Raw genomic sequence first — 25,738 nt, 5'->3', positions numbered from 1 at the left:
CAATCAAGGTCAGCAAGCTGGCGGTCAGTGTTCTGGTCGATTGAGCTAACACGGATGTATCCAACATGAGCCATATTCCTGTTTCCTCCTTCTGTAATCGTCGTGTAACAGAAGGACTAGACTTTTCGAGAAGTCGTGTCAAGAAATGAGATTGCGAGGTTTTGAGACACGGAACAAAGCGGCTTTTCAGGCAATGGCATGAGTGTTCCACAAGGTATACCTTTTGAGAAGAAAGGCGGAAGCTGCGTTGCCATTTCCACTACGCAGGTCGAAAGACCTATCAACCGTCAGGACGCATCGTCACCATTTTGGTTACGGTGGTCTTCTGATCGCCTCCAGCCGAAGGTGTCACGATTACCGTGACGACTTGAGAGAGAGGACAGGATCGTTCCTGATCTTGATGAACAGCCAGCCATTGGCGAACTCGATGGGGAGCATAACGGCGGTGCGGGAAGTCTTCCGTCCGGTGTCAGCCCGATTCACTTCCGTCACCATTTCGGTTACGGAACTTGCCAAGACCGGATCAGCCTTGATCTTCACACGCTGCCCGGAGCCGGTAAGCTGTGTTGAGACTCCTTCAACGTAGATCGAGAGTACACAGCGTCCTTGAACTTGGTGAACTGTCCTGCCCAGTCAATACCGAGTGCATCACACACACATGACGCGGCGAGAAGTAAGCCTTGCAGTCTTCAGCGGTTGAAACGCCTCGCCCATTCAGCGCACACAAAGGGCATGGGGGGGATTTTCGCTTTTCATAACGTTGTAAACCCGCTCAGATTTTTGCACCAAAATCGGCTGGTATATCTTGAGCTAGTTATTTGAAGGGGACGTTCTGCCCCCTTCGTGATGCTCGTCTCAGTACATTCAAAGAAACTCTTGTCTGCTTGCAGTCTAGGGAATGAGGGCTTTGGCCTGTGCTTCGCAAACCATCTTCTGTTCGACCTGATCAGCCCACGCACGAGCGGCTTCAACAAGATTGGTAAAGTCGGGCAGGACATTCACCTGTCGCTTCATTAGTTCGGCTTCCATGCGGTTGAAGGCTTCGATGTACTTGAGCTTCCAAGCCAGTGCCTTGTTTCCGGTGAAGCCCATGACGAGCAGAGAGAAGCCGTCACGGTCCATGAGGAACATGCGGTACTCCTGACCATTCTGCGGATGGATTTAGGAGATCTCCTGAAAATTCAGGACACACCTGTTGGACAGTTTCTTTAGGTCGACCATCACGCTGTCGTGCCTCTTCCCGAACACCTCAGCCACCTTAAGGCTGGTGGTCATTGCTTGCAGCGCTGCGGGAGCACATCCAAACCAGTAGCTTTAATTATTTTAAGTAATTTAAGATATTACATCGAGATCGAACAACACGACGATACACGTCTGCTTCAGGAATAATATGCATATGACGGCCCTGACCTCCTATTTCGGTAGGACAGGTCTTAACTCGCTTGCAATGAGTGTTCACAGCTTTTGACGTGCTCTTGCAACCAGTCAGCCATTGGCGAAATCTATGGGAGCATGGACCTCTTGTAGGCCTTGCCGTCACGACCAGTTGTTGCCGAAATGAAAACAACTCACTTCCGTCACGATTTCCTTGACGTAACTTTCGAGGGCCGGAGCGGGGAAGCTGCGTTATGATTTCGATAACGCAGGTCCAGAGCACCTATAAGCCGTCCGCGGCAATCATCACCATTTTGGCTACAGTTGAACAAGCATTGCAGAGGCTCAGAACCTTGCCGCTAACTGGCTGTGGATCTACAACAATGAACGACCGCATTTCGCTCTTGGAGATCCCCCCAAGAGCGAGGCAGGCCGAGGTGGCATAGGCAACCGACTTCTTCCACGGTATTGAGCAGGTCGATCTTGTGCTTTATAACTTTGTAATTGAAACTAGGCACGAGGTTCTCCTTCGAGCATAGGTCTCCGTTTGATGATATTCACATCCCCATCAAAAAGTAGAATCTCTCGTTTTCAAGAGGCGCTTCAAGATTAAATCGGAGTTGAGATAACGGCTGTCCTCATTGAGCATTTCTACAATACCCATTAAGAGTCTTGCCTTTGATTTTACACCCGTTCCCCAAAACTAATTCTGTTGCTCAGGTGGTCTATCGTTTTGGCTAATCTTCATACGTTTTATGACATCATTGACTTTTTCAATAGCCTCTTCAGGACTGAAGGCAATTTCATATGCCCATTTGCCATAGCGACCATCAGCGTTCACGGCGCGCACCCATCGTTCGGCTGCGGTCTTTTTCTGGTTCACATCATTACCACTCATACCCTTGGTCTCAAGGACGAGGTGGCAGGGCGGAACAGTCTTCAGTCGAACGACAAAATCCGGGATGTAGTCGTGAATCTCGTTGTCTTTCATGTAGGGAATTGTAAAACCATATCCGTCATTTTTCACAAACGCATCAACCGCATCGTGATTATCGAGATAAAAAGCAGCGGCCTGTTCCCATTTCTTGGTGTCAGCTACGACGTAATTCAGGTGTGTCTTGTTAGCTTGCGAGACACGCTTACTAGTCCAGTAGTTAACATGCTTCGTCGTGCACGGACCGCGAGAATCATACCGGGGAATCTCCGGGGTTTCCCCCTGGCTCGGATCAGGATGAATTGCCTCGCGCAACCTCTCTACGGCGATCCCGTAGTATGGGGAGAAATACACATCAATTTTCTTTGCCGGAAACATCGTTTTCACTTTCTCGTCCATGAAGCGACGGACGATGCTCACAAGCTGCGGGAAGAGAACATGCGCCGGAATTTCGCAATCTGCCTGACTCAAGTAGCTGGCTGCAAGATCTTTCGCCAGAGTGAAGACTAATTCCTGGATTCTCTTATCAGAGCGGAAAGGATTCAAATCCAACTTCTCGGATGCGCCCGGGCCGTCAAGGGTCGGTCTTCCCTCGTTGTCGGGCAATGACGCCTTGGCGAGCACTTCGTTGGGAATTTGCTGCGGGTTGAGAATCAGGTTGCCTTCCTTTTCCCAATCCACAGTGATTTTATTGCGGATCGCCTGCGTGTATCCTTCGACCCGGGGGCAGATAATCTCGAATTGTTTCTTGGAGGAAACCGGGAAGATGTGACGCCTTTTCTCCGGCGGCTTGATAGAACCACCGCTACTCTTGAGCGGCACAAGCTCGAACGGTACGCCGAATATTTTTGCGATCTCTTCTGGAAACTTGTTGTCCTCGGTCAAGTTGTAGCTCATCCGGCGCAAGCCACGCCCCACGACCTGCTCGCAAAGAAGCTGCGACATGAAGGGGCGGAGACCAACAATGTGTGTAACCGTGTTGCAGTCCCATCCCTCGGTCAACATGCCTACACTGATGATGCAGCGAATATCTCGGCCTGGGGGGATGGTGGGACGGCCCAACTTCTGGGCTAATTCCAGGAATCCACTCGGGTGAATCGGACGCTTCTGCTCGTCGGGGGGCCACTCCATGACTCCCACAGTATCAAGGACGAATCGCATCCAGGCGTGTTCATCCTGGGCGGCGTGTCCTGAATCCGTCTCATGGGCGACCTTGGAGTCTACTCGGATAGTCCGGATATTCCCGTTCTCGTTTGCCAGCTCGGGAATGCCGAACGGCGAGATGCCCGAAGGGCAAACCCCATCGGCGATCCATTCGTAAATCGTTTTCGCGATGCTGGTATTCTTACAAACGAGGATGAATACCGGTGGACGCGGATCGTCATGGCCCTCTTCCCATGCATGGAAATCCTTGCGCCAGTAGCCTGCCATCATGCGAATAGGCGTGTTCGCATACTTGAGCACTGCGGCAGGTTTAATCTCACCGGCTTTACTTCCGCGCTCTCCGGGTTTGATCTGCTTGAGTATCCATTCCCATATGTTGAAGTAACCGGGAATCTTGTCGCCGGAGTTGTCTTGCACGGCCATCTGCGGAACCTTGACCAAGCCGGATTCGATCGCGTCAATCAGGCCGAAGTCTGAGACAACCCACGGGAAGGGTTTGTTGGCCTCCTGGCCGACTCGGTTCAGGTAGTACGGCGTCGCGGACAGATCCACGCAGAAATTAATCCCGCGCTGCCGATGAACGCGGTCCAATCCGTCTATCCAGACCGTAGCGGCCTGCTCAATAAACTCATCTTCGGGATCATCATCTAAGAGGTTTACCTGCTCCTCTTCCTGGCGAGGACGGATGCGATAGGCGTGGTGTGCCTCGTCGTTCATGACCAGAATATTACCCTTGGTCCCGCTATCGCGGCCCAACACCCTGAGAGCCCATGCCGCATCGCTCTCCACGTGGCGCGAAGACTCGACTTCAATGATCCGCCGCCCCTGATTGTCTGTGGTCTCATTGATGACCGTCAGAAGTCCCGTTGCAACTTGCTGGTTAAACGTGTCCTCAGTGAGAAGGCGCGTCCCTCTGTACGTGTCGTTCTTCTTGTCGATGCGAATCTTCTCGCGGGTGATGAGCTTCACGCCACGCTTAACTACTTTAGAACCGCCCTGAACGGATTGCAGCTCAAAGGTGTGCCAGTTGGTGATGATGAACCGTCCGCGCCGCAGGTCCGGCATCAGGTCGGGCGAAACAAGATCACGTTTCCGGTACACGCTCGCCTCTCCCATGTTGGGCTCAAGCTCGCGAAGACGGTCGCGGATCGTGACGTTCGGGCAGACAACCAGCACGGTGTCTGAAAAGCGTGCGTCCTGCTTGTTCGCCACCTTATTCAAGATCGACCACGCCGCGATCATGCCCATGACCGTTGTTTTGCCCGTTCCCGTCGCCATCTTGCAGGCGTACCGAAGAAACGCCTTCATGCCCTCGCGCTTCTGGTTCTCATTCACGTCATCAATGGGGACATTGATGCCTTGAAGGAAGTCCTGCCGTGCCTCGTTGAGAAAAATGACGACTTCCGCCGCTTCCATCTGCGCGAAAAACAACCGGAACTCTCTCCCCTTTCTGCTCCAGTATTTCAGCAGATCGAGGGTTGTTCTGGTGACGCCAGGATAGCCTTCTTCGCGCCACCGCTTCACAGCATCGCGAATCCGGGCGACCATGAACAACTCGTACGCCGGAGCATACGCCTTGCTCTGCCTAATGATTTCATTCTCTTCCCAAGGATTCTTTTGGTCGCGGGGAGAGAAGAGCAGCGGAGGCCGCCGCCCCTTGATGCGCTGCGGCTCCTCGCCTTCCTTGAGAAGCCAGTGCTCCACAGGTTCCTCAAACGGGGAGCAAATAATCGGACTGTCGACTTCGAAGCTGCCCATTATGCCGCTCCTTCGACTTCTTTCACCACCAGCAACTCGTTGCCTCGGTCGTCGATGACCTTGACGGCGATCTTGCCGGTCTCTGGTGCATCAAAGGGAATAGACTTGGTGCCAGCAAGGTGCTTCCACACGCTTGCGTCGTAATCGGCCTTGAGTGCTTTCTTGAGGCTGTCCCAAGCATTGGTGCGGGGGAAGAACGCCTGACACACATGGAAACAGGAGTCGTTGTAATTGGTATCAAGGAACCATGCCGGAACATCGTTGCCCTTACGGTGGTCCGACTCCATGGTTGCCGGGTCGAACGTGTCGAGGCCGAGAAGCTCCACCTGGAACTTACCCTTGCCTCTGTCGTAAACCTCCACATCCGGCAGGCCGCACACAGAAAAAATCTGGCTGGAACGCATGTTCTTGAGCAAGTCGCCCATGAGGATGTCCGGGGTTGCCTGGACATAAGTAGCCGGGATACTGCTTACGACTTCGCAATGCTCGATGAACTCTCGCGCCTTAGGCTCAATGGCGAAGCCGATAACGTACAAGTGGTGGTAACTCTTTTGGTAGGACTCCCGTGCCGCCTCGGCAACGAGCTTTTCGCTCACGGCTCCGTTCTCAGGGCCAAAGACTAAGGCGACCGGCTTCCGTTCATCGCCACCATTCTTTGCCAAACCCTCTGCAGAGAGGTTAAGTGCCTTGGCCGGTTGCCTTACCTGTTCGAGGGTAACAGTTTTCCCGCCTCTGAGATGCAGCACCGGACTTTTACGAAGAACTTCAAGCATGCGCTCGACGAAGGACGTGTGGGATTCCGCGATAGCGGGACAACTGTCTTCTTCACCATCGCCTTCCCAATCCACGGGGGTCGGGATTGATGCCTCGAAGCAGAAGGGACCACAGACACGAGTGATACCATTTTCTTCATTTGGCTTATCGACGAGAACTTTCTCACTTGGCGGCTCATTATTCGCAATTGATTTCAAAGTGATGTGAGGGACTATCCCCCCAATTTCTTCGCCTTTGGCGTTTTGCTTGCGTTCGTACACAAAACCGCCACTCGGCCCGGATGCATTATCTCGAAGCTCAAACCAAGGAAATGTTGAAGTGAGAAGTCGTTGTTTTGCCAAAGCTAGGGGGACACGGCTGACATCCGCCGTAATCCACCGCCGCCCCCACAGCTCAGACACAAGTGCAGTTGTGCCACTTCCACAAGTTGGATCAAAAACAAGGTCACCAGGATCAGTTGTCAACAGCAAACATCTCTGAATAACTTTTGTGTTTGTCTGGACGACGTATTTCTTTTTCTCTGTGAAACTACCAGTAATTGTGTCAGTCCAAATATTACCAATTTCTTTAAACGGAAAATCTGAATGAAAACGTCTAAACCTTAAACTGCTTTTCGCAACATGGATTCTACCGGCCTGTGCTAACCTCTCCATCCCTTCTGGATAATTTGCCTTCCAATGAGCATTTGCATTCGGATAATAAGTTTTTCCATCATACTCGAAAGGTTGGGGATTCTTTGAAGCCCCTTGTGACTGTAAATCTCCTGGGGAGTAGAGTTTGCTTCCCCCCGACAATGCCTGTTCCCCTCTTATCTCTGCTGCGGTTACACCACGATACGTCCCGTCTTCTAGCAAAACCCATCTGGCGTTACCTTCACCGATAGTAGCGGCCTGAGGCAAGAATAACTTGTTTACCTTCACTTTTTGCTTGTCTTTGGCATACCACAACAAAAAATCTCCTAGCGTAGCTATAGTATTCGTTTCAAATCCAGATGTTGTTTGAAAACTGATTTGAGAAACAAAATTCTCTGCTCCAAAGACTTCGTCCAATAATTGCCTAACGTGGTGTATATTTTCATCTGAAATTTGGACAAATACCGAGCCAGACTCAGTAAGTAGCTCTTGCGTTAACAACAACCGATCGCGCATGTACGTCAAGTACGAGTGAAGGCCTAACTCCCATGTATCGCGATACGCTTTCACCATTTCCGGCTCGCGAGTCATGTCGTCATCGCTGTTGTCCTTTACATCGTTACTCTTGACGAACGGCTGGAAGTTGGAACCAAACTTCACGCCGTACGGCGGATCCATATAGATCATCTGCACCTTACCGCCCATGGACTCATATTCGAGCAGCGAGTTCATGACCACAAGGGAGTCGCCCAGGATCATACGGTTCACCCACTGATCCTGATACTCATAGGACTTGAGCACCTTGTCCACGGCAGACAAGTCCGGCTCGTTGAAGAAGTCCATCAGGTTGCCCTGAACCACGCCCTTGTCTTTCCGGTGTACCTTGAGGGTCTCAATGATCGCTTTGGTGGAAAGACGTTCGTGGACGAAAAGCGGCAGTGTGGGAACATCGAAAGAAAGCCGCTCGGCCTTGCCTGTCCATTCAAGGAATGGCTTGCTTATGCCTTTGAGAAGCTGCACAGCGTCACGCAGGCCATAGACTCTGATGATATCGCAGCCCCGCTTGAATTCACGTGGGGAATCGAATGCGAGGTTCTCTTCCCGCGCCGCATCCTCGATGCACTGGATGAGCCATTCGCCATACCCCCTTGCTGAACCTTCGTCCCAGTTCATAGACGGAGCTAAGGAGGAGTCATAGAGGTAGGTCTTGGGGCCGCGCTTCTTGCGAAACTGCGTCTGCGTCCCCACATCGGGCCGCATGGACATGGTCTCAGAGTGCTTATAGGGCCTTGTGGTCTTTTCTATTCTAACTTTCTTAAGCGGCATATATGGCTCTCGTTAGCTTGGCCCAGGACCTCTTGGGCATTATTCTGGGCTGGTAATTTAATATGGAGCTTTTTAAAGCAAAAACTTTTTAGCCTATTGGCAAGGGGCTACGTGCTAATCTTCACTGCAATTTTATTGACGACGGGGGTATAAATATCAATCGCATGTTCAAGATGCTGTTCAGGTGCATGAAGTGAAACAATGAGGGAGTATCTCGTTTGCTGACTCCAACGACCGAGCCAAGGACGTTCTCTCCACCATCCAATTACCGGATAAACCCCCACCAAGTTGCAAGCTGCCAGTTCGACGGCAGAGCCTGTCCAAATATCAGAATGAATAGAGCCGAGGGAGCGACCATTCTTGCCAATAAGCCACCTCTCGCTCCCACTCTCTGTTTCCGGCTTTTGATCTTCTTCTCGGGCAGCAGCATTCATTCGGATAAGAAATTCACTTTTGCTTTCCGTAGTGTTGTTTAGGTCAAATCTTAAGGCGTGGGAGGCGTATCTGTAGCGATCTTTCCACCCAATTTCCCCCGGCCCAGGCTCAACAAAATATGAAAGGGTTATCCGCAAAGTGACTTCTGTTTCACCGAGCTCCTGCAATACGTCCTTGGGCCAAGGCAGATCGTGAAGGTGCATGTCTTTTGTACAATAACCAGAACCTGCTGTTTTCTTGCCGTAGGGCTGGAGATATTCCTGCGCAATCAAAGTAAGGCTGTTTGCTGCACAGTGAAACGCCCGGTATGGATCGGGGACGCCATATCCACAAACTCTCATCAGTCGTGCATAATCTGTTTTGCTTTCGGAGTTGAGAAAGTCTTTTCTCATATTGTCCGTCCACCCGGCTGAATGCACAATCAGACCCCGTATGGTCTCGGGCCATGCTTGCGGATAAGCGGCTTGAAGATGCGCTGCAAGCCATCCTGCCTGCGCAGCGGCAGCACTTGTGGCATTGACCCAGTCAAATTGTTTTCGGGTAGGTCTGTGGCTTAGCGAGAGAAGCGCTGTGTCTTCACACTCAGAGCAAAAGCCGTCAGGCGCTTTTACAACGTTACCGCCTTCCATGACGATATCAGGCTTCACCGGCCACTTGCGCTCCCAAATCAAAGATGTGGTGCTGTAAGGGGAGAGACTGCCGCTAGCTGCCAGGGGGGTGTGCCCCGCAAGCGTAGGGTCTTTGATGACAACTTTTTCAGTATATGCACCTACAACAAGGGCATTCCATGATTGCGCTGGATCGTGGACGGAATTCGTCAGATTGCTGTCAGGATAAGCCTGCCATTCCGCCTGTCCTTCAACATTTCCTGCCGAAATAATGAAAAGCCGCCTTTCGGCTTCATCATCATTCCCATCTGAGCTAGCTCCAGGAGCCAACTGGCTGACAGACATTCCAGCGGACAAAGCATCAATCGCAGCGGACCAAGAGGACGGTCGCCCCATATCTCTACCATCTATCGATGTTACAGCCATACACAGGCAGCGCTTTCGATAGGGAGCTTGGATCTCGGCTCTGCTGGTAGCTTGTGATGTGATATATCCGTATAGATTGGGGTCGTTGTTCCCTACAGGCGGGAGAATTTTTACTGATTCGAGACAATACGGAATAACTATTCTTCCGTCGGTTACCAGCGCCTGATTCAAGTCTCCATAGCCTGCAAGACCACACATGAGAGTACCGTGACCGTTGTGATCATCCACCCCCCATGCGGGGACACAGGTATGACAGTCTTGATCATTTAACAACGGGGCCAGCAATTGATGGCCGTTGTTTGCTCCGGTATCAAGAACACAGACAGACACACTTGGATCCATTTCAGGTTCAAGACGTCTGATAAGGTCAGCAATCCATTCCTGCTGCTCAGCATTTTCCAGTTCCAGAAAAAAGGAGGATGTCTCTTTTGCGCAACGGAATTCGGCGAGTTCGTCGCAGGCATGCATAAGTGATGCGAGCTGCTCCCGATTAGCTTTCACTAAGACCACAGTGCGCTCAGGGAATTTCAATGCGCCATGCTGCTGCGGAAGATCAAATTCCCTAAATACAGCCCTAGCACTTTCCTCAACTTGGGGATCGTCGCCTCTGAGCCAAACCTCGCACCACACAGGCTCTTGATCTGGCATCATAGAGGGAGCATCCGTCCACAGCGACTCGATTAGAGCGAGCCGAATATCTTCGATTCCATCTATCAAAGGAGCGTTCTGTGGTTTCCCCTTAGGGGTGTCTTTACTGAGGTACTGCTCAACACGCTCAAGAAAAAAATTTTCTTCTCCGGATGGGATGTAAACCGTAGCTCTTGTGACAGGGGCAGGAGGTTGACCCACTTCCCCTAATTTTTCTTGTACAGTTCTAATATTAAGAAGGCGAATTCCCTTCATGCGACTTTCAAGACTCTCTGTCTTCAGATCAAAGCCAGGAGCACTCTCAAACTCTAGGTAAGTCCCCTGCTTTGTCGGTAAGGCTACAGCTGTACGTGCTTCTCGCTGTTCTTTTGCTGCAGTCCAGACTTGATCCAGTTTTCTGGTAATATATTCGCCATGTTGGCGTCTGTCCCTTTCACGAAGTCGGGGCTTGGGTCCCCATGAGGATGTACTTGTAAAGGAAGAGGCCTCAGCTGTGCCGGAAAGGAAAATATGAGGGAAAAATTGGTCAGGCATTGATATAGATTAGGAGCTAGAGTATCCATATGCAGAGCGGCGTTCTTTCAGCATTGCCTTGAGATCTGTCGCTGTAACCTTCTGTCTGTCAGACAATATAGCAGCCTTTATAGCATCATCGCAAGCTTGACCTATCTCGGCGTGGCTTAGTTTTTCTGCCGCCATGATAGTAGTTTTTAATGACATTTTTGCAGGCTTGAACTCACAAAGTCGATTCTTAATCAGACGTATAATCTCATCCGTCGTTGGCAAATCATAATAAAGAATATCGTCAAACCTTCTAAATAAAGCATGGTCAAGAATTTTTGCATTGTTGGTGGCCGCAATAATAAGACTGTCAGATTTTTCCTGCTCAATTAGCTGCAAGAAAGAATTAAGAACACGCCGCATTTCCCCTACATCATTTTCCCTGCCACGCTCTGCGCCAATGGCATCAAACTCATCAAACAAATAGACTCCCCGCCTAGCGCGAATTAAATCGAATATCTGTCTAAGCTTAGCGCTTGTCTCGCCCATAAATTTGGTTACCAACTTGTCCATTAATATGGTAAAAAGCGGTAGTTTCAACTCACTAGCCAATACAGAGGCGGTTAGGGTTTTGCCCGTTCCAGGAGGCCCTGCCAACAAAATTTTTTTTCTGTTCCCAAGCCCATGTTTTTTCAGCTTATCCTGTTGGCGATATTCAAGTATAATCCTCTGAATCCTATCACACTTCTCACGCGCTAAAATAAGCTCAGAAATTTGGGTACTAGGACTCGAAGCAAGAACAAGATCACTAAACTCGCGATTGAACGGGATAACTTTACCTGATCCGGACTTGGCCTTATCAACAAGGCTTCGGATATCATGCGCAATCCCATCATGGCCTTTCTTGGCCTCATGCGCGGCAACTTGTAATGCAATCGTAAGGAATCTCTCACGATCATTATCACAATGCGATCTTATTAACGATTTTATCTGTTCGGATGTTGCCATTCACTCTCTCCATCTTTTTTCTATCATTTTTTTTTCAACCTAGCTAGAAAATATTGCCTTCTGGAGTTTTTTTGACAACCATAACACACTAAAAATATTGCTTTTAAGGCGGAAACCTCAATCAGAGGTGATCCCAAAACTTGGCCAGACGTATACTGTTGAGCCAAGACAGACGGAGGAATCATGCCAAAGAGCAAAAGCAAGCGTTACTTGGCGGGATTTAAAGCCAAGGCAGCTAAAAGGGGTGGTAGGCATTTTCGCAGGCAAGGTCGAGAGACAATTTGCCAATAACGACTACAGATCAAAGAGCTCTGCGCCAAGATTGGACAATTGCTCGTGAAGCGTGATTTTTTAGCCAAAGGCTTTGGTCGTTAAGCCTTGCCCGAAGGAGAGGGGTAGTAGAGTATCGTCATTCCCAGCTCAGCTGGCCAATGCCAAAATAAATGCAAAATTGGCTCAAAATGCCAATCAAATGGCTTTGAGTGCTTGAAGCACTAGGGCAGACATAATGTAACACAGTGAACATGGTTGCCAAAACGCAAGAAAATCATTTCGCAACATGCTTTCAGGCCATGGAATAACAGCAAGTATGAGTCACAAATGGAATTACTGGGACAACAAACAGTCGCTAAAAGTATTTAGCAAATTGAAACATGAAAGGTTACGCGATAAGTAGTTTAAATCAAAAGACGAATCAAGAATATATATTTTCATCTACCCAAAACAGTTTTACAATCGCAAATAAGACACGAACACATCGGGTACATATCTTCTGAAGCGTTCGAAGGGAATACTAGACCAAAATGTTGGTCACTTAACCTCACAGTTCTTGTACGTTTTCTAGTAGCATTTCAAGCATATTCAGGCAATGCTGTCTTATTGGCTTTAGCCGTTCCGTTTTTTACTACAAGAAGTCTGGTGAGAGCGGATTGCATTTCGCGTTTATACGGTTTGACAGACGAGCAGTTTCTTGAAATGCCCTGGTTATGCGCAAGATGTGGTTACTGGCGATTTACTAGAAGCCATGAACCTACCAAACGCATCCGCAGCACATGGTTTATCTGTATTTGATGCATGAAATGGCTGTCGAAAAGGCCAATCAAGCATGGTAAGCCGACACCAGCTATATACCAAGGCGTCGATGTGTTTTGTATCTGGTAGCTATAATGGGCTGGCACCGCCGAAAAGTTTTATCTTGGCGGGTGTCGAACACCACGGAGACTGACTTCGTGTGGCGGCGAAGAAGTATTCCGGCTGTTCGGTAGGCCTGAAATTTTCATTATTAACTAGGGCAGTCAATTTACGAGCCACGAGTTCACCCAGCGCTTAAAAACGCTGACATACGGATATCAATGGGTGGCGGTGGCCGCTGGACGGACAACGTTAAGATCGAATGCCTATACACCCCTTGGAATACAAGTATATCTACCTAAAGGCTTTTGAAACGGAAAGCGATGCAAGAACGGACATCGGCAACTGGATTTAGTTTACTATTATAATGGCGACCATCTGCATTCCAGCTAAAGCGGCAGAACACCTGACAAAGCATCCTTCGGAAGACCTGTGCTATGGGTGAGACCACCTTTCAACCTGCGTGCCTCTCAGGCGGCGTAACTGAATGAACGGTTCACCTTGTTGAGACCGCCAACCTGTCCGAAAAATAGGGGCCACCTCTCTAGGACTCTCAACGGGCACCCAGTTACCAAGCGTCTCATAGAACCACTCGTTGGACTCACGATTCCAATTTCTAGTTATCTTTCTGACAGAAAGTGATCCTCCTTTTTCCTCTGTAATTTCAATTTTCGACATGCGATTGGGATTTTGGTTCGAATCCCGGCAATGAAGATATGAGCTTTTTGCGCCTAACGTAGTGGAATCAATTTCAACTATGCAAAATCTTGACCAAGCGTGATTCATTAGCTACAAAGGCAGGGTACACACTCTTTCACTGAAAACGGGGTATAACCCTGTAATTTCAGCATGTTGGAGATTTTGGGATTCCCACCAGTGAAATCCCACCCTCTCCGCCAGCACACATAATCAGCTGTAATAGCTGAATTTTTAGCAGGCTTATATCCCAAAGCACCGTCTGGTACACAGCGGTGGTACACAAGGGGTATAAGCCTGTGTCGTTTTGTTCTCCTGCCATAAAACATAACTGAAGATCGACACTTGGCTGCTAGACGTAACGAGTCTCCACGGACAGTGAAGGCAAATGCAGCTGAAAGGGTATCCACAAAAAGGCTGGCTGAGGTTCATTTCTCAGCCAGCCTTTTCATTTACAGGCGGATCGTGGTTGCCGTGGTGCTGGCAGTCCTGCTCGTTGGGTTGCAGCGCTTTTTTTGAATCCAGCCTGAAGAGGTCAGTCATAAATTACGATAAAAAATCATTACAGTTGAGCTCATACACATTTTATATTGAAGAATGTTTTTAGGTTGGCGGGGAATGATAGATAGCTCTGCAGTGTCCTGACAGAGCATTGCCGAATAAAACTGACGGAGATGATTATGCGGTTTCTTGATTCCAAGTCCATTGAGCTTAAGCTGACTCTGTCCAGTGTGGTTTTTCTGCTGCCTATCGCCGTGCTTTTGTATGCGTTCGTCGCAGGCATCCGGTACGATATCAGATTCAGTGAGCTTGAAATTTACGGAAACAGATATCAACGCCCGCTGCAGCATGCACTGGCAGCTTTTCCTGATGTGACGGGGGGGCTTGTTACGGAAGATACCGCAAAGGTCAAAGCTGCGCTGGCTGTGATTGACAGCAATCTCAGATCCCTTGCACCTGTACACGCCGAAGTGGGAGATGACCTGCAGTTTACCCCGCAAGGTCTTGCTCTGCGGGATAGAGAGGACCTTTTGTATTCGGCTGTCATGAATAGGTGGAAGAAGCTGGCAGGCGGCGTTGAGCAGAGCATGCTGCCCGACGTCAGACGGATGATCACTGACATCGGCAGGATGGTGACCCACGGGGGAGACACTTCAAACCTCATTCTCGATCCCGATCTGGACAGTTATTATCTGATGGACATAACGCTGCTAGCAGTGCCCGCAGCCCACATCAGGCTGGCAACCATAGCGGAAACAGGCAGCCGGTTGTTGCGCAGTCAAAGCGTCAGCAGGCAGGAAGCCACGGAGCTTTCTATTTTCGCAGCGCAGCTGAAAAACGATCAGGAACGCATTCAGGCTTCGTTTGATACGGCAATGAACGAAGATCAGAATTTTTACGGCGAATCTCCTTCCCTGCACAAAAACATTCCACCGGCGTTCAAACAATACGCCAAAGCCAATACCGCATTAGCCGCCCAGCTTGAAAGTATGGCTGCGGGCAATGTTCCGGATGGTTTTATGAACTCTGTTTCCGCTCTTTCCGGCAGCTTGGCTGTTCTGTGGGATGCTGCAGACGCCGAAATGACTATCTTGCTGGAAAAACGCATTTCACACTACCGGAACGAACTATACAGCTCGCTGGCGTTGACATTGGTAGCTTTGATAATGGCCTGTTTTATTGTCTGGGCATCTGGTTCATCCATTGTAAAATCTCTTTCTGTTCTTGTTGATTATGCTGAAAGAATTAATGGGGGTGACCTGACGGCCGAGGTTCACGGCGTATTTTCATCAAGTCTGCTTCCGCTCAAAAATTCAATACAGTCCACCGTAGCGCGTCTTTCTGCAGAAAAACAAAGCGTTCTTGCACAGGTAGAAGAGGCAAGGCAGAAAGCGCAGGAAGCGCAGGTTGCCCTTAACCGTACGGAAGAAGAACAGACCGCTCTTCAAGAACAGAAGGCGGAACTGGCCGGTGTCGGGCTTAAGGTAAACAAGCTGGCAGAGCAGGTTTCCGCTTCTTCAGAAATCCTGTCATCTTCCGCTGACCATCAGGCGCGCGGAGCCGAAGCGCAGAAGGAAGAGTCTGAAATAGTGGCTGCCGCCATACGCCAGATGATGACTACAGTTAACGAAGTCGCAGGTAACGCGTCCTCGACATCACACACGGCATCAGAAGGAGCGGAGTCCGCCCGTCGAGGGGTAGGTCTGGTAACCGGCGCCATAGAGGCCGTGCGCAGCGTATCTTCTTCTGCAGAGCATCTTGCATCGGTACTGAACAGTCTGGATGGAAAGGCGGAAGAAATTGGACGTATTATCTCTGTAATTAATGATATAGCTGATCAGACAAATTTGCTGGCACTTAACGCAGCCATTGAAGCAGCAAGGGCAGGGGATGCCGGACGGGGATTTGCCGTGGTGGCGGATGAAGTGCGCAAACTTGCTGAAAAGACCATGAGCGCAACCAAGGAAGTTGAAAACGCCATCGTGCAGATACAGACAGGTTCCACAGCGGCAGTGCGGTCAATGGATGAAACGAAAGTGCATGTGGAAAAATCTTCCCAGCTGTCAGAAGATGCAGGTAAGGCTCTTGAAGATATTATGAATAATATTGAAGAGATGACTGCTCGCATTTCACAGATTGCCACCGCCGCTGAAGAACAGTCTGCCGCCACGGAGGAGATAAGCGGCCGTATTGACAAAATTTATGAAATAGCAGTGGACGCATACGAGTTTTCTCATGAGGCCAACAGGGAATCCACGGCGCTTGTCAGGTTGTCCACGGAACTGCACACCCTGTCATCAAAGTTTAAAAATGAGCAGACGGATGAAGGGCTGCTGCATGAGTCTTCCGGAAAGATGCGCGGTATTTTGCCGAAAATATTTATGAATTTTATAAAAGATATCTATGGGGATGACGTGTTTGCTCATGTTTCTAAAACCATGGGCGAGCCTGTCTTCATGCCGGGAAATTCCTACCCCGATCAGGTGTTGCGTCAGATGGCTGAAATAGTATGCCAGCGCACGGGCGAACAGCCCAAGTTGTTTTTTGAAAAAGCAGGGCGTGCAAGCCTGCAGGCTTTTAACAGAATGTACAGGCAGTACTTTAAAGGGGAAACCCTTAAAGAGTTTCTGCTGGCCATGAATGATATCCACAGGCACCTGACAAAGGACAATCCCGGCGTACGCCCGCCTAAATTTGAGTATGACGATCAGGGCGATACGCTTGTTATGACATATAAGTCGCAGAGGGATTACGGAGAATACTTTGTGGGCATCATCAAGGCAGCTGCGGAGTTTAAAAAGGAAAAAGTGCGTATCAGCTCGGAGCATGCCGGTAAAGGGCGAACAACGGCAAGGGTTACATTTATTAAATGACATCCCCGCCGGAATCCGGCGGGTTATAACGGCAGGCGGCGGAACATCAAGTGTTCCGCCGCCTGATTATCGTCTGGCAATAACCCATACGGCATGAACAATGCCGGGAATGTAACCGAGGATGGTCAGCAGGATATTCAGCCAGAAAGCCCCGCCCAGCCCCACCTGCAGAAATACGCCCAGCGGGGGAAGCAGGATGGCGACCAGAATACGCAAGAAATCCATGTTAACTCCTGTTTGCTTATAAAAAGAGCCGGTGCCGCTCCGTCAGCGGCTGTTGCCTACATGGATAGCTTATCATGCGGTATTAAAAAAAGTAAACGCCGTCGGCAGGGCGGCCGCACGCATGCGTGTTACCTGCTTTGCAGCACGGTAGAGTCCGCTTGCCTGCGGGGGTATATACCATGACCGGCCTGCAACGGACTTCGGTTTTTTGCCCCGCCTCAACAGGCGTAGAACGTCCTTTTTTCTATAAAAAACAGCCGCTCCGGAAGTCGGAGCGGCTGTCATATTTGCCCGCGCGCAGCAATCTGCACTGCGCCATCGGGAATGTTACCGTTTCCGCGTGTGACGGTGCAAATCCGCAATTACGGTCTGTAGTTTATTCATCTCTGCCAGCAGATTACCGACAGCAGAGTCTGTGCTCTGTACACTGAGATCGGATTCTCCGATGACACCGTCCATGGCAGCAAGAGCCTGTGTGACGTTTTCCACTTCTCTGTTCTGGCTTTCAGCCGCACGGAAAATACTTTCCGACCGGACAAAGGCTGTCTCCACACCTGCGGCTATCTGCTTCAGGTCATGGCCGGAATCTTCCGCCTGTCTGGCCGCGGAAGAAACACTCTCTGCCATGGTCAGCATGGATTGGGCATTGGTACGGGCCGATTGCTGAATGCCAGAAATTATCTGGCCCACCTCCTGGGTGGCAGTCATGGTTTTTTCAGCCAGTTTGCGTACTTCGTCCGCCACCACGGCAAAGCCCCGTCCTGCATCTCCGGCGCGGGCCGCCTCGATCGCCGCGTTAAGCGCTAGCAGGTTCGTCTGGTCGGCTATATCTGAAATAACGTGCAGAACTTTGGTGATGGAGCCTGCATGGTCTTCAAGCGCGGCCATCTCCTCGCTCAGCAATCCGGCCTGTGTCTGTATGGCGCGTATGGATTCTACCGAGGCGGTCACTCTGTCCACGCCCTTGGCCGCGGCCGCTTTTTCCGCTTTGCCCTGTGTCATGGTCTCTTCGCTGAGTGATCCTATAAGGCGGGACGCTCTGGAAAGGCTTTCCGCAGTCTGTTCTATCTCGGCCATCTGACCCTGCTGTGCGGCGGAATTTTTCCTCAGGCTCTGCATGTTGTTCTGCACGGCGTTCATGGCGTCGGTTGCTGCCGTTACGGTTTCTTCCAGCACTCCGGCGGTGGCCAGAAGCTCACCATAGGAACGCTCAACCTGCGCTTTGCTTTCTTCGGCTTCACTCCGAGCCGTTCCGGCCTTGCGCGATTCTTCCCGTGCTTCCTCCAGCGCTGTTTCCAGCCGGACATGGGTTTCTGCCAGATTACGGGTCATGGTGTTCAGTGCCCGCATAAGGGCAGCCAGCTCGTCGTTGCCGTCATCTTTCAGCTGCACATCAAGCGAGCCGCCGGCAATCCTGCCGGCACCCTGCACAGCCTCTCTGAGCGGGGTAAGTATGCTGCGGGTGATAATGAAGCATAGCGGAAGAATACCCAGCAGGCCTGCGGCAGCCAGCGCGCCGATGGTGGTAACAAGCAGCGGCCGGATACTGCGAGTCAGGGTCTGCTGCAAGGCGGTCTCGGCTTTTGCGATGTTGGAAAGATATACACCGGTACCTATCCAAATGTCAGTGCCGGGAATAAAGCGTGCGGTGCCTATTTTATCCTGCATTCCTTCGCCTGGCTTTTCCCACGGAAAAGCCATTACGCCACCTCCGCTTTGTGCCAGTCTGAAAAGTGAACGTATAATATAGGTTCCGTCAGCGGCTTTAAGTCCGCTCAGGTCTTTATTGATCAGGGCAGGGGATGTGGCGTGGGCCACGCAGACGGTGCCTCTGTATGCATAAAAATAACCCGAGCTATCCTGCTCAAACCGTATTTTATCCAGGGCATTTTGTACCACAACTGCCTGCCGCGCAGGATCAGTGACGCCCTGCAGGGCTACAGCAAGCGATTCAGCCAGTACAGAAGTGGCGATCTCTATTTTATGGCGTTCGTCCTGTTCGATAGCATTACGGAATTCAGTTTTGCTGATGTCTGCAAGTTTGCTTGCAGAGTTCCAGTACATGAAAAGAATTACAGAAGGGACAAGAAAAAGCAGCGCACACAAAAACCATATGCGTGAACTGATGGTAACACGACGGATCATTGATTCCCCCAAAAAGTGACATGAATAACGGAAAAGAGAATGGGACCGCAGCAGGCCGCTTTTTATCTCGATTCCGGAGGCGGCAACCCGCGGAAGGCGGTATTGTAAACATCACATGTGAGGAAGTAAACAGAGCAGGAACAACGAAGTCTGAAGCTGGGGTGCGTGCCGTGAGCACACGGTAGGCAGAAACAACAGAAAAGGGGGCCGGAACGATGCCGAATATTGCCGGCGCTTGAACGCACACTGATATGGCCACGCCCGCATGAGCACGGTGTCCCATAATCATTTGCACGTTGCAGCCAAATGCAGTATTACGCAACACTCCGGAGGGCGGCCGGTTCAAGTTGTGAACCACGGAGCCTGAAGGACAATTTGCAAACAACCTGAGGAACATCTGATATATATGGTTACCAAGAAAGAAAAGAAGTTCTCCCTTGCTGACGGGCATGAAAAAGCCCAGCGCCTTGCCGCGCTGCTCAATGACAAAAAAGCGCGTGACCTGCTTGTATTTGATCTGCGCGGAATCAGCGGCTTTACCGATTTTATGATTGTGGGTACTGCCGGCTCCGTGCGTCAGGGACAGGCTTTGGCCGACTACATGCTTGATTTTTGCAAGCAGAATAATTTCGAGTTCCTGCGCGTGGAAGGCTATCAGGCCGGAAAATGGATTCTGCTCGATATGAACGATGTCGTGGTGAATATCTTTCAGCCCGATTCACGCGAACTGTATAATCTTGAAGGGCTATGGGCAGACGCTCCGCAGGTGGAGGCCGTCCGGAACCGGACAGGAGAAGAATAATGTCATCTTCCGGCCCGCTGAATCCTGTTCTGCTGCTCATTCTTGACGGGTGGGGAATTGCCCCCGCCGGCAAGGGAAACGCAGTGTCGGCAGCCCGTACTCCCGTGCTGGACAGCCTTATGGCTGCACCGTGCCGCAGCCGCCTGCAATGTTCCGGCAGATCTGTAGGTTTGCCCGACGGATTTATGGGCAATTCCGAAGTGGGGCATATGAATCTTGGTGCCGGAAGAATTGTTTATCAGGACATGACCCGCATTGATATCGCGGTGGAGGAGCGGCAGCTGTCGGCCCGTCCGGCAATTGCAGACATGTTCGACGCGTTGAAAAGCTCCGGCGGAACACTGCACCTGCTCGGGCTTGTATCCGACGGCGGGGTGCACAGTCACGTCCGTCATCTTTATGCGCTTGTGGAAGCCGCCCGCGATGCCTGTGTGCCTGTGTGCATCCACGCATTTATGGATGGAAGGGATACCGCTCCTAAAAGCGGCCTGCAGTTCATCAATGACCTTGAAGAGGTACTCGTCAGACTGGGGCACGGCCGTATTGCCAGTGTCACCGGCCGGTACTATGCCATGGACAGAGACCGTCATTGGGAACGTAATGAAACCGCATGGAATGCTCTTGTCCACGGGCAGGGCGAATCTGCGGACAGTGCAGCCCAAGCTGTTGAAAACGCGTATGCCGCAGGCCAGACCGATGAATTCATAAAACCCGTGATTGTCGGCTCTGCCGCCGGTATTGCCGATGGTGACGGTATATTTTTTTACAATTTCCGGGCAGACCGGGCCAGACAGCTCACCCGCTGCTTTATTGACCCCTCGTTTGATGCTTTTGACAGAGGGCGGGTACCTGTTCTTGCCCGCTTCGCCACCATGACATCCTACGACGCGTCATTTGATGTGCCGGTGGCTTTTGACAAAGACCCCCTTGAGGGCACTCTGGGTGAAGTTGTCTCTCTGGCCGGTATCAGCCAGTTCAGAATTGCCGAAACAGAAAAATATGCCCATGTGACGTATTTTTTCAACTGCGGACGCGAAGAGCCTTTTACGGGTGAAGACCGTCTGCTTGTTCCCTCGCCCCGCGATGTTGCCACATACGATCTCAAACCCGAAATGAGCGTCTATGAGGTGACGGATTCGCTGCTTGCCGCTCTGGACAAGGGGTACGGTCTCATTGTGTGCAACCTTGCCAATCTTGACATGGTAGGACACACCGGAGTGTTTTCCGCCGCTGTAAAAGCCTGCGAGGCCGTTGACGCCTGCACCGGCAGAATTATAGACGCGTTTGTAGAGAGGGGCGGCGTGGTTATGGTTACCGCCGACCACGGCAACGCTGAGCAGCTGCTGGATGCACAGGGCAACCCCCATACTGCGCACAGCATGAATCCCGTGCCTGTGGCTCTGCTGGGTGCACCGGCCGCATGGCGCCTTGTGCCGGAAGGCAAACTGGGGGATGTCGCACCGACAATTATTGATATACTGGGGCTGCACCGGCCCGAAGCCATGACCGGACAGAGCCTGCTTGTAAAGGAATCCTTATGAGTACCAGAACACGTAAGCCAGTGGCTCCAGTAAAGCCTGTGGCGCTTGAGCTGCTGCTTTTTTATCCGTGCCCGTTCTGCGAGCATAAAATTCCCATGCTTAATCCGGTGAAACCGACCGTGGCTAAATGTGACAGCTGTCTCAACACGTTCCCCGTTGTTCCTGTGGATGCACGGACGCTAAGCTTTCTAAAAGTTATTCTAGATAACGGAAAAGCGTCCATCGATCCTGATTTTATGTAAAACTGATTTTTTCAGCCGCAGGTGAGACAGGATGCCTTTGCCTGCGGCGGCTGTTCAATCAAAAAAAGCCCCGCGTGCGGGGCTTTTTTTGTATCGGTGTCTTTTCCGGTCAGGCTGAAGCTGATGTGGCAGCCTCTGTAAGCCGTTTTTTGATGTAATCGACGTGTTCGTCATCCCATTCGTCCAGATCAAGGCAGTGTGCGTCTTCGCCCAGCAGGCCGCCGGGCACAAAGTCGCCGCGCTCGTCCGGATCGGTGATCATGTCTTCGTAAAAACATACGGAGAGCCAGCGGGCTGCCGGATCGTCGTCAATGACGTCAACCAGCGTGAACAGTTTACGGTTTTTCTGGCTGGGGTGCGCAGCCCGCAGTGAGTAGCTGATGCCGGGGCGCGCTTTAAAGTCGAAGGTGACCCCTTCAAAGGATTCCAGATGATGCTTGAACAGTTCGAAAGCTTTACGGGTTCCGTTGCTGTCTTCCCATGCCGTAAGCAGGGTTTCCAGCTCTTTGACTGATTCGGGATGCACGTTCAGCTCCTTTATTGAAGTAATGAAAATCGTTCTTTTCTGGTGAGTTCTCTCGCACTGTGGCTGTGGTTTGTCAATGTCGGATGCCTGAACCGGACAGTGAGGCACGGCAGGAACAGTGCCTTGCCCGAATCAGAAGGAAAAGTTTGCAAAAGTGCAAAAAAGTCTTTCTCCCGCAGGAGAGGCGGGTTTGGGATAGACATTTTTGCACACGGAACGTAAAAGTGCTTCTCCGCTCTGAAAAGATGGAGACGTACACGCGTCTTCTGCCGCAGATAACGTGTTGTCATGCGGCATCATAATTCTCCTGACGGGGGAGAATTGCCTGTTCAGGGCCAGTTTCACAGGTTTTATACAAAACAGTGAAGTCAGAGGTTTCACATCAATCAGAATAGCGGATCGACATGCCGTATTCTGCAAACGCTTTAGGAAGAGCAATGAGCAAGCGTGAACAATGGGGCTCGCGGGCCGGTTTTATTCTGGCCGCTGTGGGGTCCGCCATCGGACTGGGTAACATTTGGCGTTTTCCGTATGTAGCATATGATAACGGCGGTGGGGCGTTTCTTATTCCTTATATTTTTGCCCTGCTTACCGCCGGTATTCCGTTTATGATTCTGGAGTTCGGCGTAGGGCAGAAGTACCGCAGCTCAGCCCCGCGGCTTTTTGCCCGCCTGAATCCCAAATGGGAATGGGTCGGCTGGCTGCAGGTGATGGTGGCGGCCATCATTGCAACCTATTACATTGCCGTCATCGGCTGGACGCTGAATTATGTCACCTTTTCGCTCGACCTTTCGTGGGGCGACGATCCCAAGGGGTTCTTTTTCGGTGAATTCCTCGGCCTCACCAGTTCTCCCCTTGAATTCGGCGGCATACGCTGGCCCATCTTTGTTTCCTGCCTTGCCGCTTGGGGCATCACATGGCTTGCCTGTGTTTCCGGCATTAAAAAAGGCATTGAGCGGGCAAACAAGGTGCTTATTCCCGCGCTTTTCCTGCTGGTCCTCCTGCTTATTGTCCGCGTTGTAACGCTGGACGGGGCTCTTGACGGCCTGAACTATCTTTTCAAGCCCGACTTTTCAAAGGTGCTTGATTACAAAGTATGGGCCGCCGCCTACGGGCAGATTTTCTACTCCCTCAGTGTGGGCTTTTCAATCATGGTGGCCTATTCCAGCTACCTGCCGCCCGATGAAGACGTAAACAACAACGCAGCCATGACCGTGTTCATCAACTGCGGTTTTTCGCTGCTTTCAGGCGTTCTTATTTTCAGTGTGCTGGGCAATATGGCTCTTGAAACCGGCGCTTCGATCAAAGACGTTGCCGGAGCGGGCGTCGGGCTGGCTTTTGTTACCATTCCCAAGGCCATCAATTCGCTGCCTGCGCCGGAACTCATAGGCACGCTGTTCTTCCTGTGTCTGGCCATGGCCGGGGTGAGTTCGCACATTTCCATCGTGGAAGCCTGTGTTTCTTCGCTGATTGACAAATTCGGCTGGCGGCGCCGCGACACGGTATCGTTCTTCTGTCTGGGCGGGTTTGCGGTCACCGTGGTGTTCACCACCGGCGCAGGTCTGTTCATCCTTGATATCGTCGACCATTTTGTGAACAGTCAGGCTCTGCTGTTTGGTGCCATCATCGAAATTATTCTGCTTAGCTGGGTGCTGAATCTTGAAGACATACGCACCCATGTGAACTCGCTCTCCGATTTTTCGGTGAACAACCTCTGGAAAAAGTGCCTCAAGTATGTGACCGTTGCCGTGCTCGGATACTCCATCCTTTCCAACCTGCACGGAGACCTGGTGAACGGCTACGGCGGGTATCCTGTCAGAGACCTGATGCTGCTTGGCTGGTCGCTGCTGCCTGTTTCTCTGGTTATCGCCTTCTGGCTGAAAAACCAGCCCGCAACGGAACGCTTTATCAATAAGCCGGCAGGAGGAAACTAATGAGCATTGAAGCAATAATCATGATGATTGTCGGCCTGGGGCTGACCTGGGGCGGGGCTTGCTGGTGCTTTGTCACAGCCATCCGCAATAACAGACATAAATAATTTGAACAGAATCAGACCATAAAAGGGCCGGAACGCACTGCGTTCCGGCCCTTTTTTCTGTAACAGACTAAAAACAGCCTTGTCCCTGCGGTGTCAGCGGGCAAAGGCTGATGTCTCAAAACTTTTGATATAGCGCAGCAGGTAATACCGGACCGCACCTTCCGGCGGAGTGACCTGCAGCGCCATATTTTCAAAAACGGCATGTGCGACGCAGGGCGTGGATTCACTGCCGCCATCAACATAGCGCACCGTCAAAACATAGGGAGTCCGCGACCGGAAAGGAACAGCATGCAGTTGTATCAGCCGGGCGACTTCCCCGTGCATCAGCTTTTCCCAGGCAGCAGCGGCCAGCGTTCTGTTTTCCGCCGTGTCATGCCCGGCACATAATGCCACTTTAAGGCTGTCCGGCGAAGGAGAGAGGCCGAGCAGCCAGCCGGTGGAAGCGTCTTTTCCGCAAATAAGGCAAGGTACCATCATCACCTCTGCGGCAGGCCGTAAAAATTACTGAAAAGCGGAGCATGAATTCATGCTCCGCTCTGAGTGCTATTGTTTTTTCAGGTAGGCAACGGCATTTTCGAACAAAACCGTACCCAGCGGGTCACTCTCGCCACGGGTCCAGCCGGGATGGTTGGTCACATGGTTGAATGCTTCCGGATGCGGCATCAGGCCCAGCACACGCCCGGTGGGGTCGGTCAGTCCCGCGATGCCGAGAGGGGAACCGTTGGGGTTCCATGGGTATTCCTGAGTTACTTCCATGGTCTCGGGGTGGGCGTACTGAAAGACAACAAGGTTTTCCGCCACCAGTCGTTTCAACGTTTCTTCATTTTCGGGAATCAACTTGCCTTCGCCGTGGCGCACGGGAATATACAGCGAAGTAAGGCCGTGCGTGAATACACAGGGACTGTGCGTATTCACTTTCAGGTGGCACCAGCGGTCTTCATACCGCGCTGAATCGTTGTGACTGAGCGAAACCTGCCGTTCGAAATACATTGAATCGAGAGCGGGCAGCAGTCCCAGTTTGACAAGCAACTGGAAGCCGTTGCAGATGCCCATGATCAGCCCGCCGCGGTCAAAGAAATTTTTCAGCTGGTCCAGCAGTGGGGTGCCGTCCTTGGTCTGGGCGTGTCTCCAGCGTTGCGCTGCTGCCTGAGCCGCTCCCAGATCGTCACCATCAAGAAAGCCGCCGGGGAAAATAAGAAAATTAAAATCCTCAAGGCGGATTCTGCCGGTTTCAAGATCGGAAAAATGGGCTATTTCAACGGCATCGGCTCCTGCAATACGCGCAGCGTGCGCGCATTCAACTTCGCAGTTAGTCCCGTAGCCGGTTATAACCAGCGTATTCACCTTGGTCATCATGGCTCCTGAAAATGTTTGCTTGACAGAGGAATGTCCATTCCGTAGCAACACACGTTTGTGCGTGCGGAGATATC

General features: G+C 51.3%; 16 protein-coding genes. 6 read left to right on the top strand and 10 right to left on the bottom strand.

Features of this window, described 5'->3' with window-relative positions:
- Nucleotides 1–891: 891 nt before the first annotated feature.
- The 5 genes from H586_RS21055 to H586_RS0110480 all read right to left on the bottom strand — a co-directional run bounded on the left by H586_RS21055 (nucleotide 892) and on the right by H586_RS0110480 (nucleotide 11,588).
- A complete protein-coding gene (locus H586_RS21055) occupies nucleotides 892–1,161 on the bottom strand; it encodes a Rha family transcriptional regulator (RefSeq protein WP_267878770.1) in 270 nt (89 codons plus the stop codon).
- A gap of 916 nt (nucleotides 1,162–2,077) precedes the next feature.
- Nucleotides 2,078–5,230: a BPTD_3080 family restriction endonuclease gene (locus H586_RS18950; RefSeq protein WP_051363980.1), complete on the bottom strand. Its 3,153-nt coding sequence runs from the start codon at nucleotides 5,228–5,230 to the stop codon at nucleotides 2,078–2,080.
- The gene (locus H586_RS0110490; protein ID WP_027181996.1) at nucleotides 5,230–7,962 is read right to left on the bottom strand and encodes a site-specific DNA-methyltransferase; all 2,733 of its coding nucleotides are present in this window, start codon (nucleotides 7,960–7,962) and stop codon (nucleotides 5,230–5,232) included. Before H586_RS0110490 ends, H586_RS18950 begins: the two co-directional genes overlap by 1 nt.
- A gap of 107 nt (nucleotides 7,963–8,069) precedes the next feature.
- On the bottom strand, nucleotides 8,070–10,334 hold the full coding sequence (locus tag H586_RS0110485) for a S8 family peptidase (protein ID WP_234702955.1): 2,265 nt from the start codon (nucleotides 10,332–10,334) through the stop codon (nucleotides 8,070–8,072).
- A 288-nt stretch (nucleotides 10,335–10,622) separates the two neighbouring features.
- A complete protein-coding gene (locus H586_RS0110480) occupies nucleotides 10,623–11,588 on the bottom strand; it encodes an AAA family ATPase (protein ID WP_027181994.1) in 966 nt (321 codons plus the stop codon).
- 2,507 nt (nucleotides 11,589–14,095) lie between these two features.
- On the opposite strand from H586_RS0110480, the gene H586_RS20125 reads away from it, so the two are divergent.
- Nucleotides 14,096–16,789, top strand: coding sequence for a methyl-accepting chemotaxis protein (locus H586_RS20125; protein WP_051363979.1), 2,694 nt, complete (start codon nucleotides 14,096–14,098; stop codon nucleotides 16,787–16,789).
- 66 nt (nucleotides 16,790–16,855) lie between these two features.
- Here H586_RS20125 and H586_RS20435 read toward each other — a convergent pair whose 3' ends face one another.
- Nucleotides 16,856–17,014: a YqaE/Pmp3 family membrane protein gene (locus H586_RS20435; RefSeq protein WP_011367682.1), complete on the bottom strand. Its 159-nt coding sequence runs from the start codon at nucleotides 17,012–17,014 to the stop codon at nucleotides 16,856–16,858.
- Between the two features lie 327 nt (nucleotides 17,015–17,341).
- Entirely contained in the window at nucleotides 17,342–19,159 is a 1,818-nt protein-coding gene (locus H586_RS0110465) for a methyl-accepting chemotaxis protein (protein WP_027181993.1), read from the bottom strand.
- 406 nt (nucleotides 19,160–19,565) lie between these two features.
- Between H586_RS0110465 and rsfS the strand changes: the two genes are divergently transcribed.
- Genes rsfS through H586_RS0110450 form a run of 3 tightly spaced genes read left to right on the top strand, consistent with a single transcriptional unit; the run spans nucleotide 19,566 to nucleotide 21,744 of the window.
- A complete protein-coding gene (rsfS, locus tag H586_RS0110460; RefSeq protein WP_011367684.1) occupies nucleotides 19,566–19,961 on the top strand; it encodes a ribosome silencing factor in 396 nt (131 codons plus the stop codon).
- Nucleotides 19,961–21,502 (top strand): 2,3-bisphosphoglycerate-independent phosphoglycerate mutase, encoded by a 1,542-nt coding sequence (gene gpmI, locus H586_RS0110455; RefSeq protein ID WP_027181992.1) that lies wholly within the window; start codon nucleotides 19,961–19,963, stop codon nucleotides 21,500–21,502. The genes rsfS and gpmI overlap by 1 nt, the downstream gene beginning before the upstream one ends.
- The gene (locus tag H586_RS0110450) at nucleotides 21,499–21,744 is read left to right on the top strand and encodes a hypothetical protein (RefSeq protein WP_011367686.1); all 246 of its coding nucleotides are present in this window, start codon (nucleotides 21,499–21,501) and stop codon (nucleotides 21,742–21,744) included. The genes gpmI and H586_RS0110450 overlap by 4 nt, the downstream gene beginning before the upstream one ends.
- A 109-nt stretch (nucleotides 21,745–21,853) precedes the next feature.
- Here the strand turns inward: H586_RS0110450 and H586_RS0110445 are convergent, their stop codons facing one another.
- Complete coding sequence (locus tag H586_RS0110445) at nucleotides 21,854–22,270, bottom strand: hypothetical protein (protein ID WP_027181991.1); 417 nt, start codon at nucleotides 22,268–22,270, stop codon at nucleotides 21,854–21,856.
- 437 nt (nucleotides 22,271–22,707) lie between these two features.
- Here H586_RS0110445 and H586_RS0110435 point away from each other — a divergent pair, with 437 nt between their 5' ends.
- Both H586_RS0110435 and H586_RS20660 read left to right on the top strand, forming a co-directional pair.
- Nucleotides 22,708–24,204 (top strand): sodium-dependent transporter, encoded by a 1,497-nt coding sequence (locus tag H586_RS0110435; protein WP_011367688.1) that lies wholly within the window; start codon nucleotides 22,708–22,710, stop codon nucleotides 24,202–24,204.
- Nucleotides 24,204–24,308, top strand: coding sequence for a MetS family NSS transporter small subunit (locus H586_RS20660; RefSeq protein ID WP_011367689.1), 105 nt, complete (start codon nucleotides 24,204–24,206; stop codon nucleotides 24,306–24,308). The genes H586_RS0110435 and H586_RS20660 overlap by 1 nt, the downstream gene beginning before the upstream one ends.
- Nucleotides 24,309–24,401: 93 nt before the next feature.
- On the opposite strand, the gene H586_RS18935 is transcribed toward H586_RS20660, so the two are convergent.
- On the bottom strand, nucleotides 24,402–24,785 hold the full coding sequence (locus H586_RS18935; RefSeq protein WP_049753807.1) for a hypothetical protein: 384 nt from the start codon (nucleotides 24,783–24,785) through the stop codon (nucleotides 24,402–24,404).
- A 66-nt stretch (nucleotides 24,786–24,851) separates the two neighbouring features.
- Entirely contained in the window at nucleotides 24,852–25,661 is an 810-nt protein-coding gene (locus H586_RS0110420) for a phosphoribosylformylglycinamidine synthase subunit PurQ (RefSeq protein WP_011367691.1), read from the bottom strand.
- Nucleotides 25,662–25,738: the final 77 nt, after the last annotated feature.

The organism is Oleidesulfovibrio alaskensis DSM 16109 (assembly GCF_000482745.1).
GTDB lineage: Bacteria > Desulfobacterota > Desulfovibrionia > Desulfovibrionales > Desulfovibrionaceae > Oleidesulfovibrio > Oleidesulfovibrio alaskensis.
The sequence above is the reverse complement of the archived record's forward strand: the minus strand, read 5'-3'. Positions and strand labels throughout refer to the sequence as shown.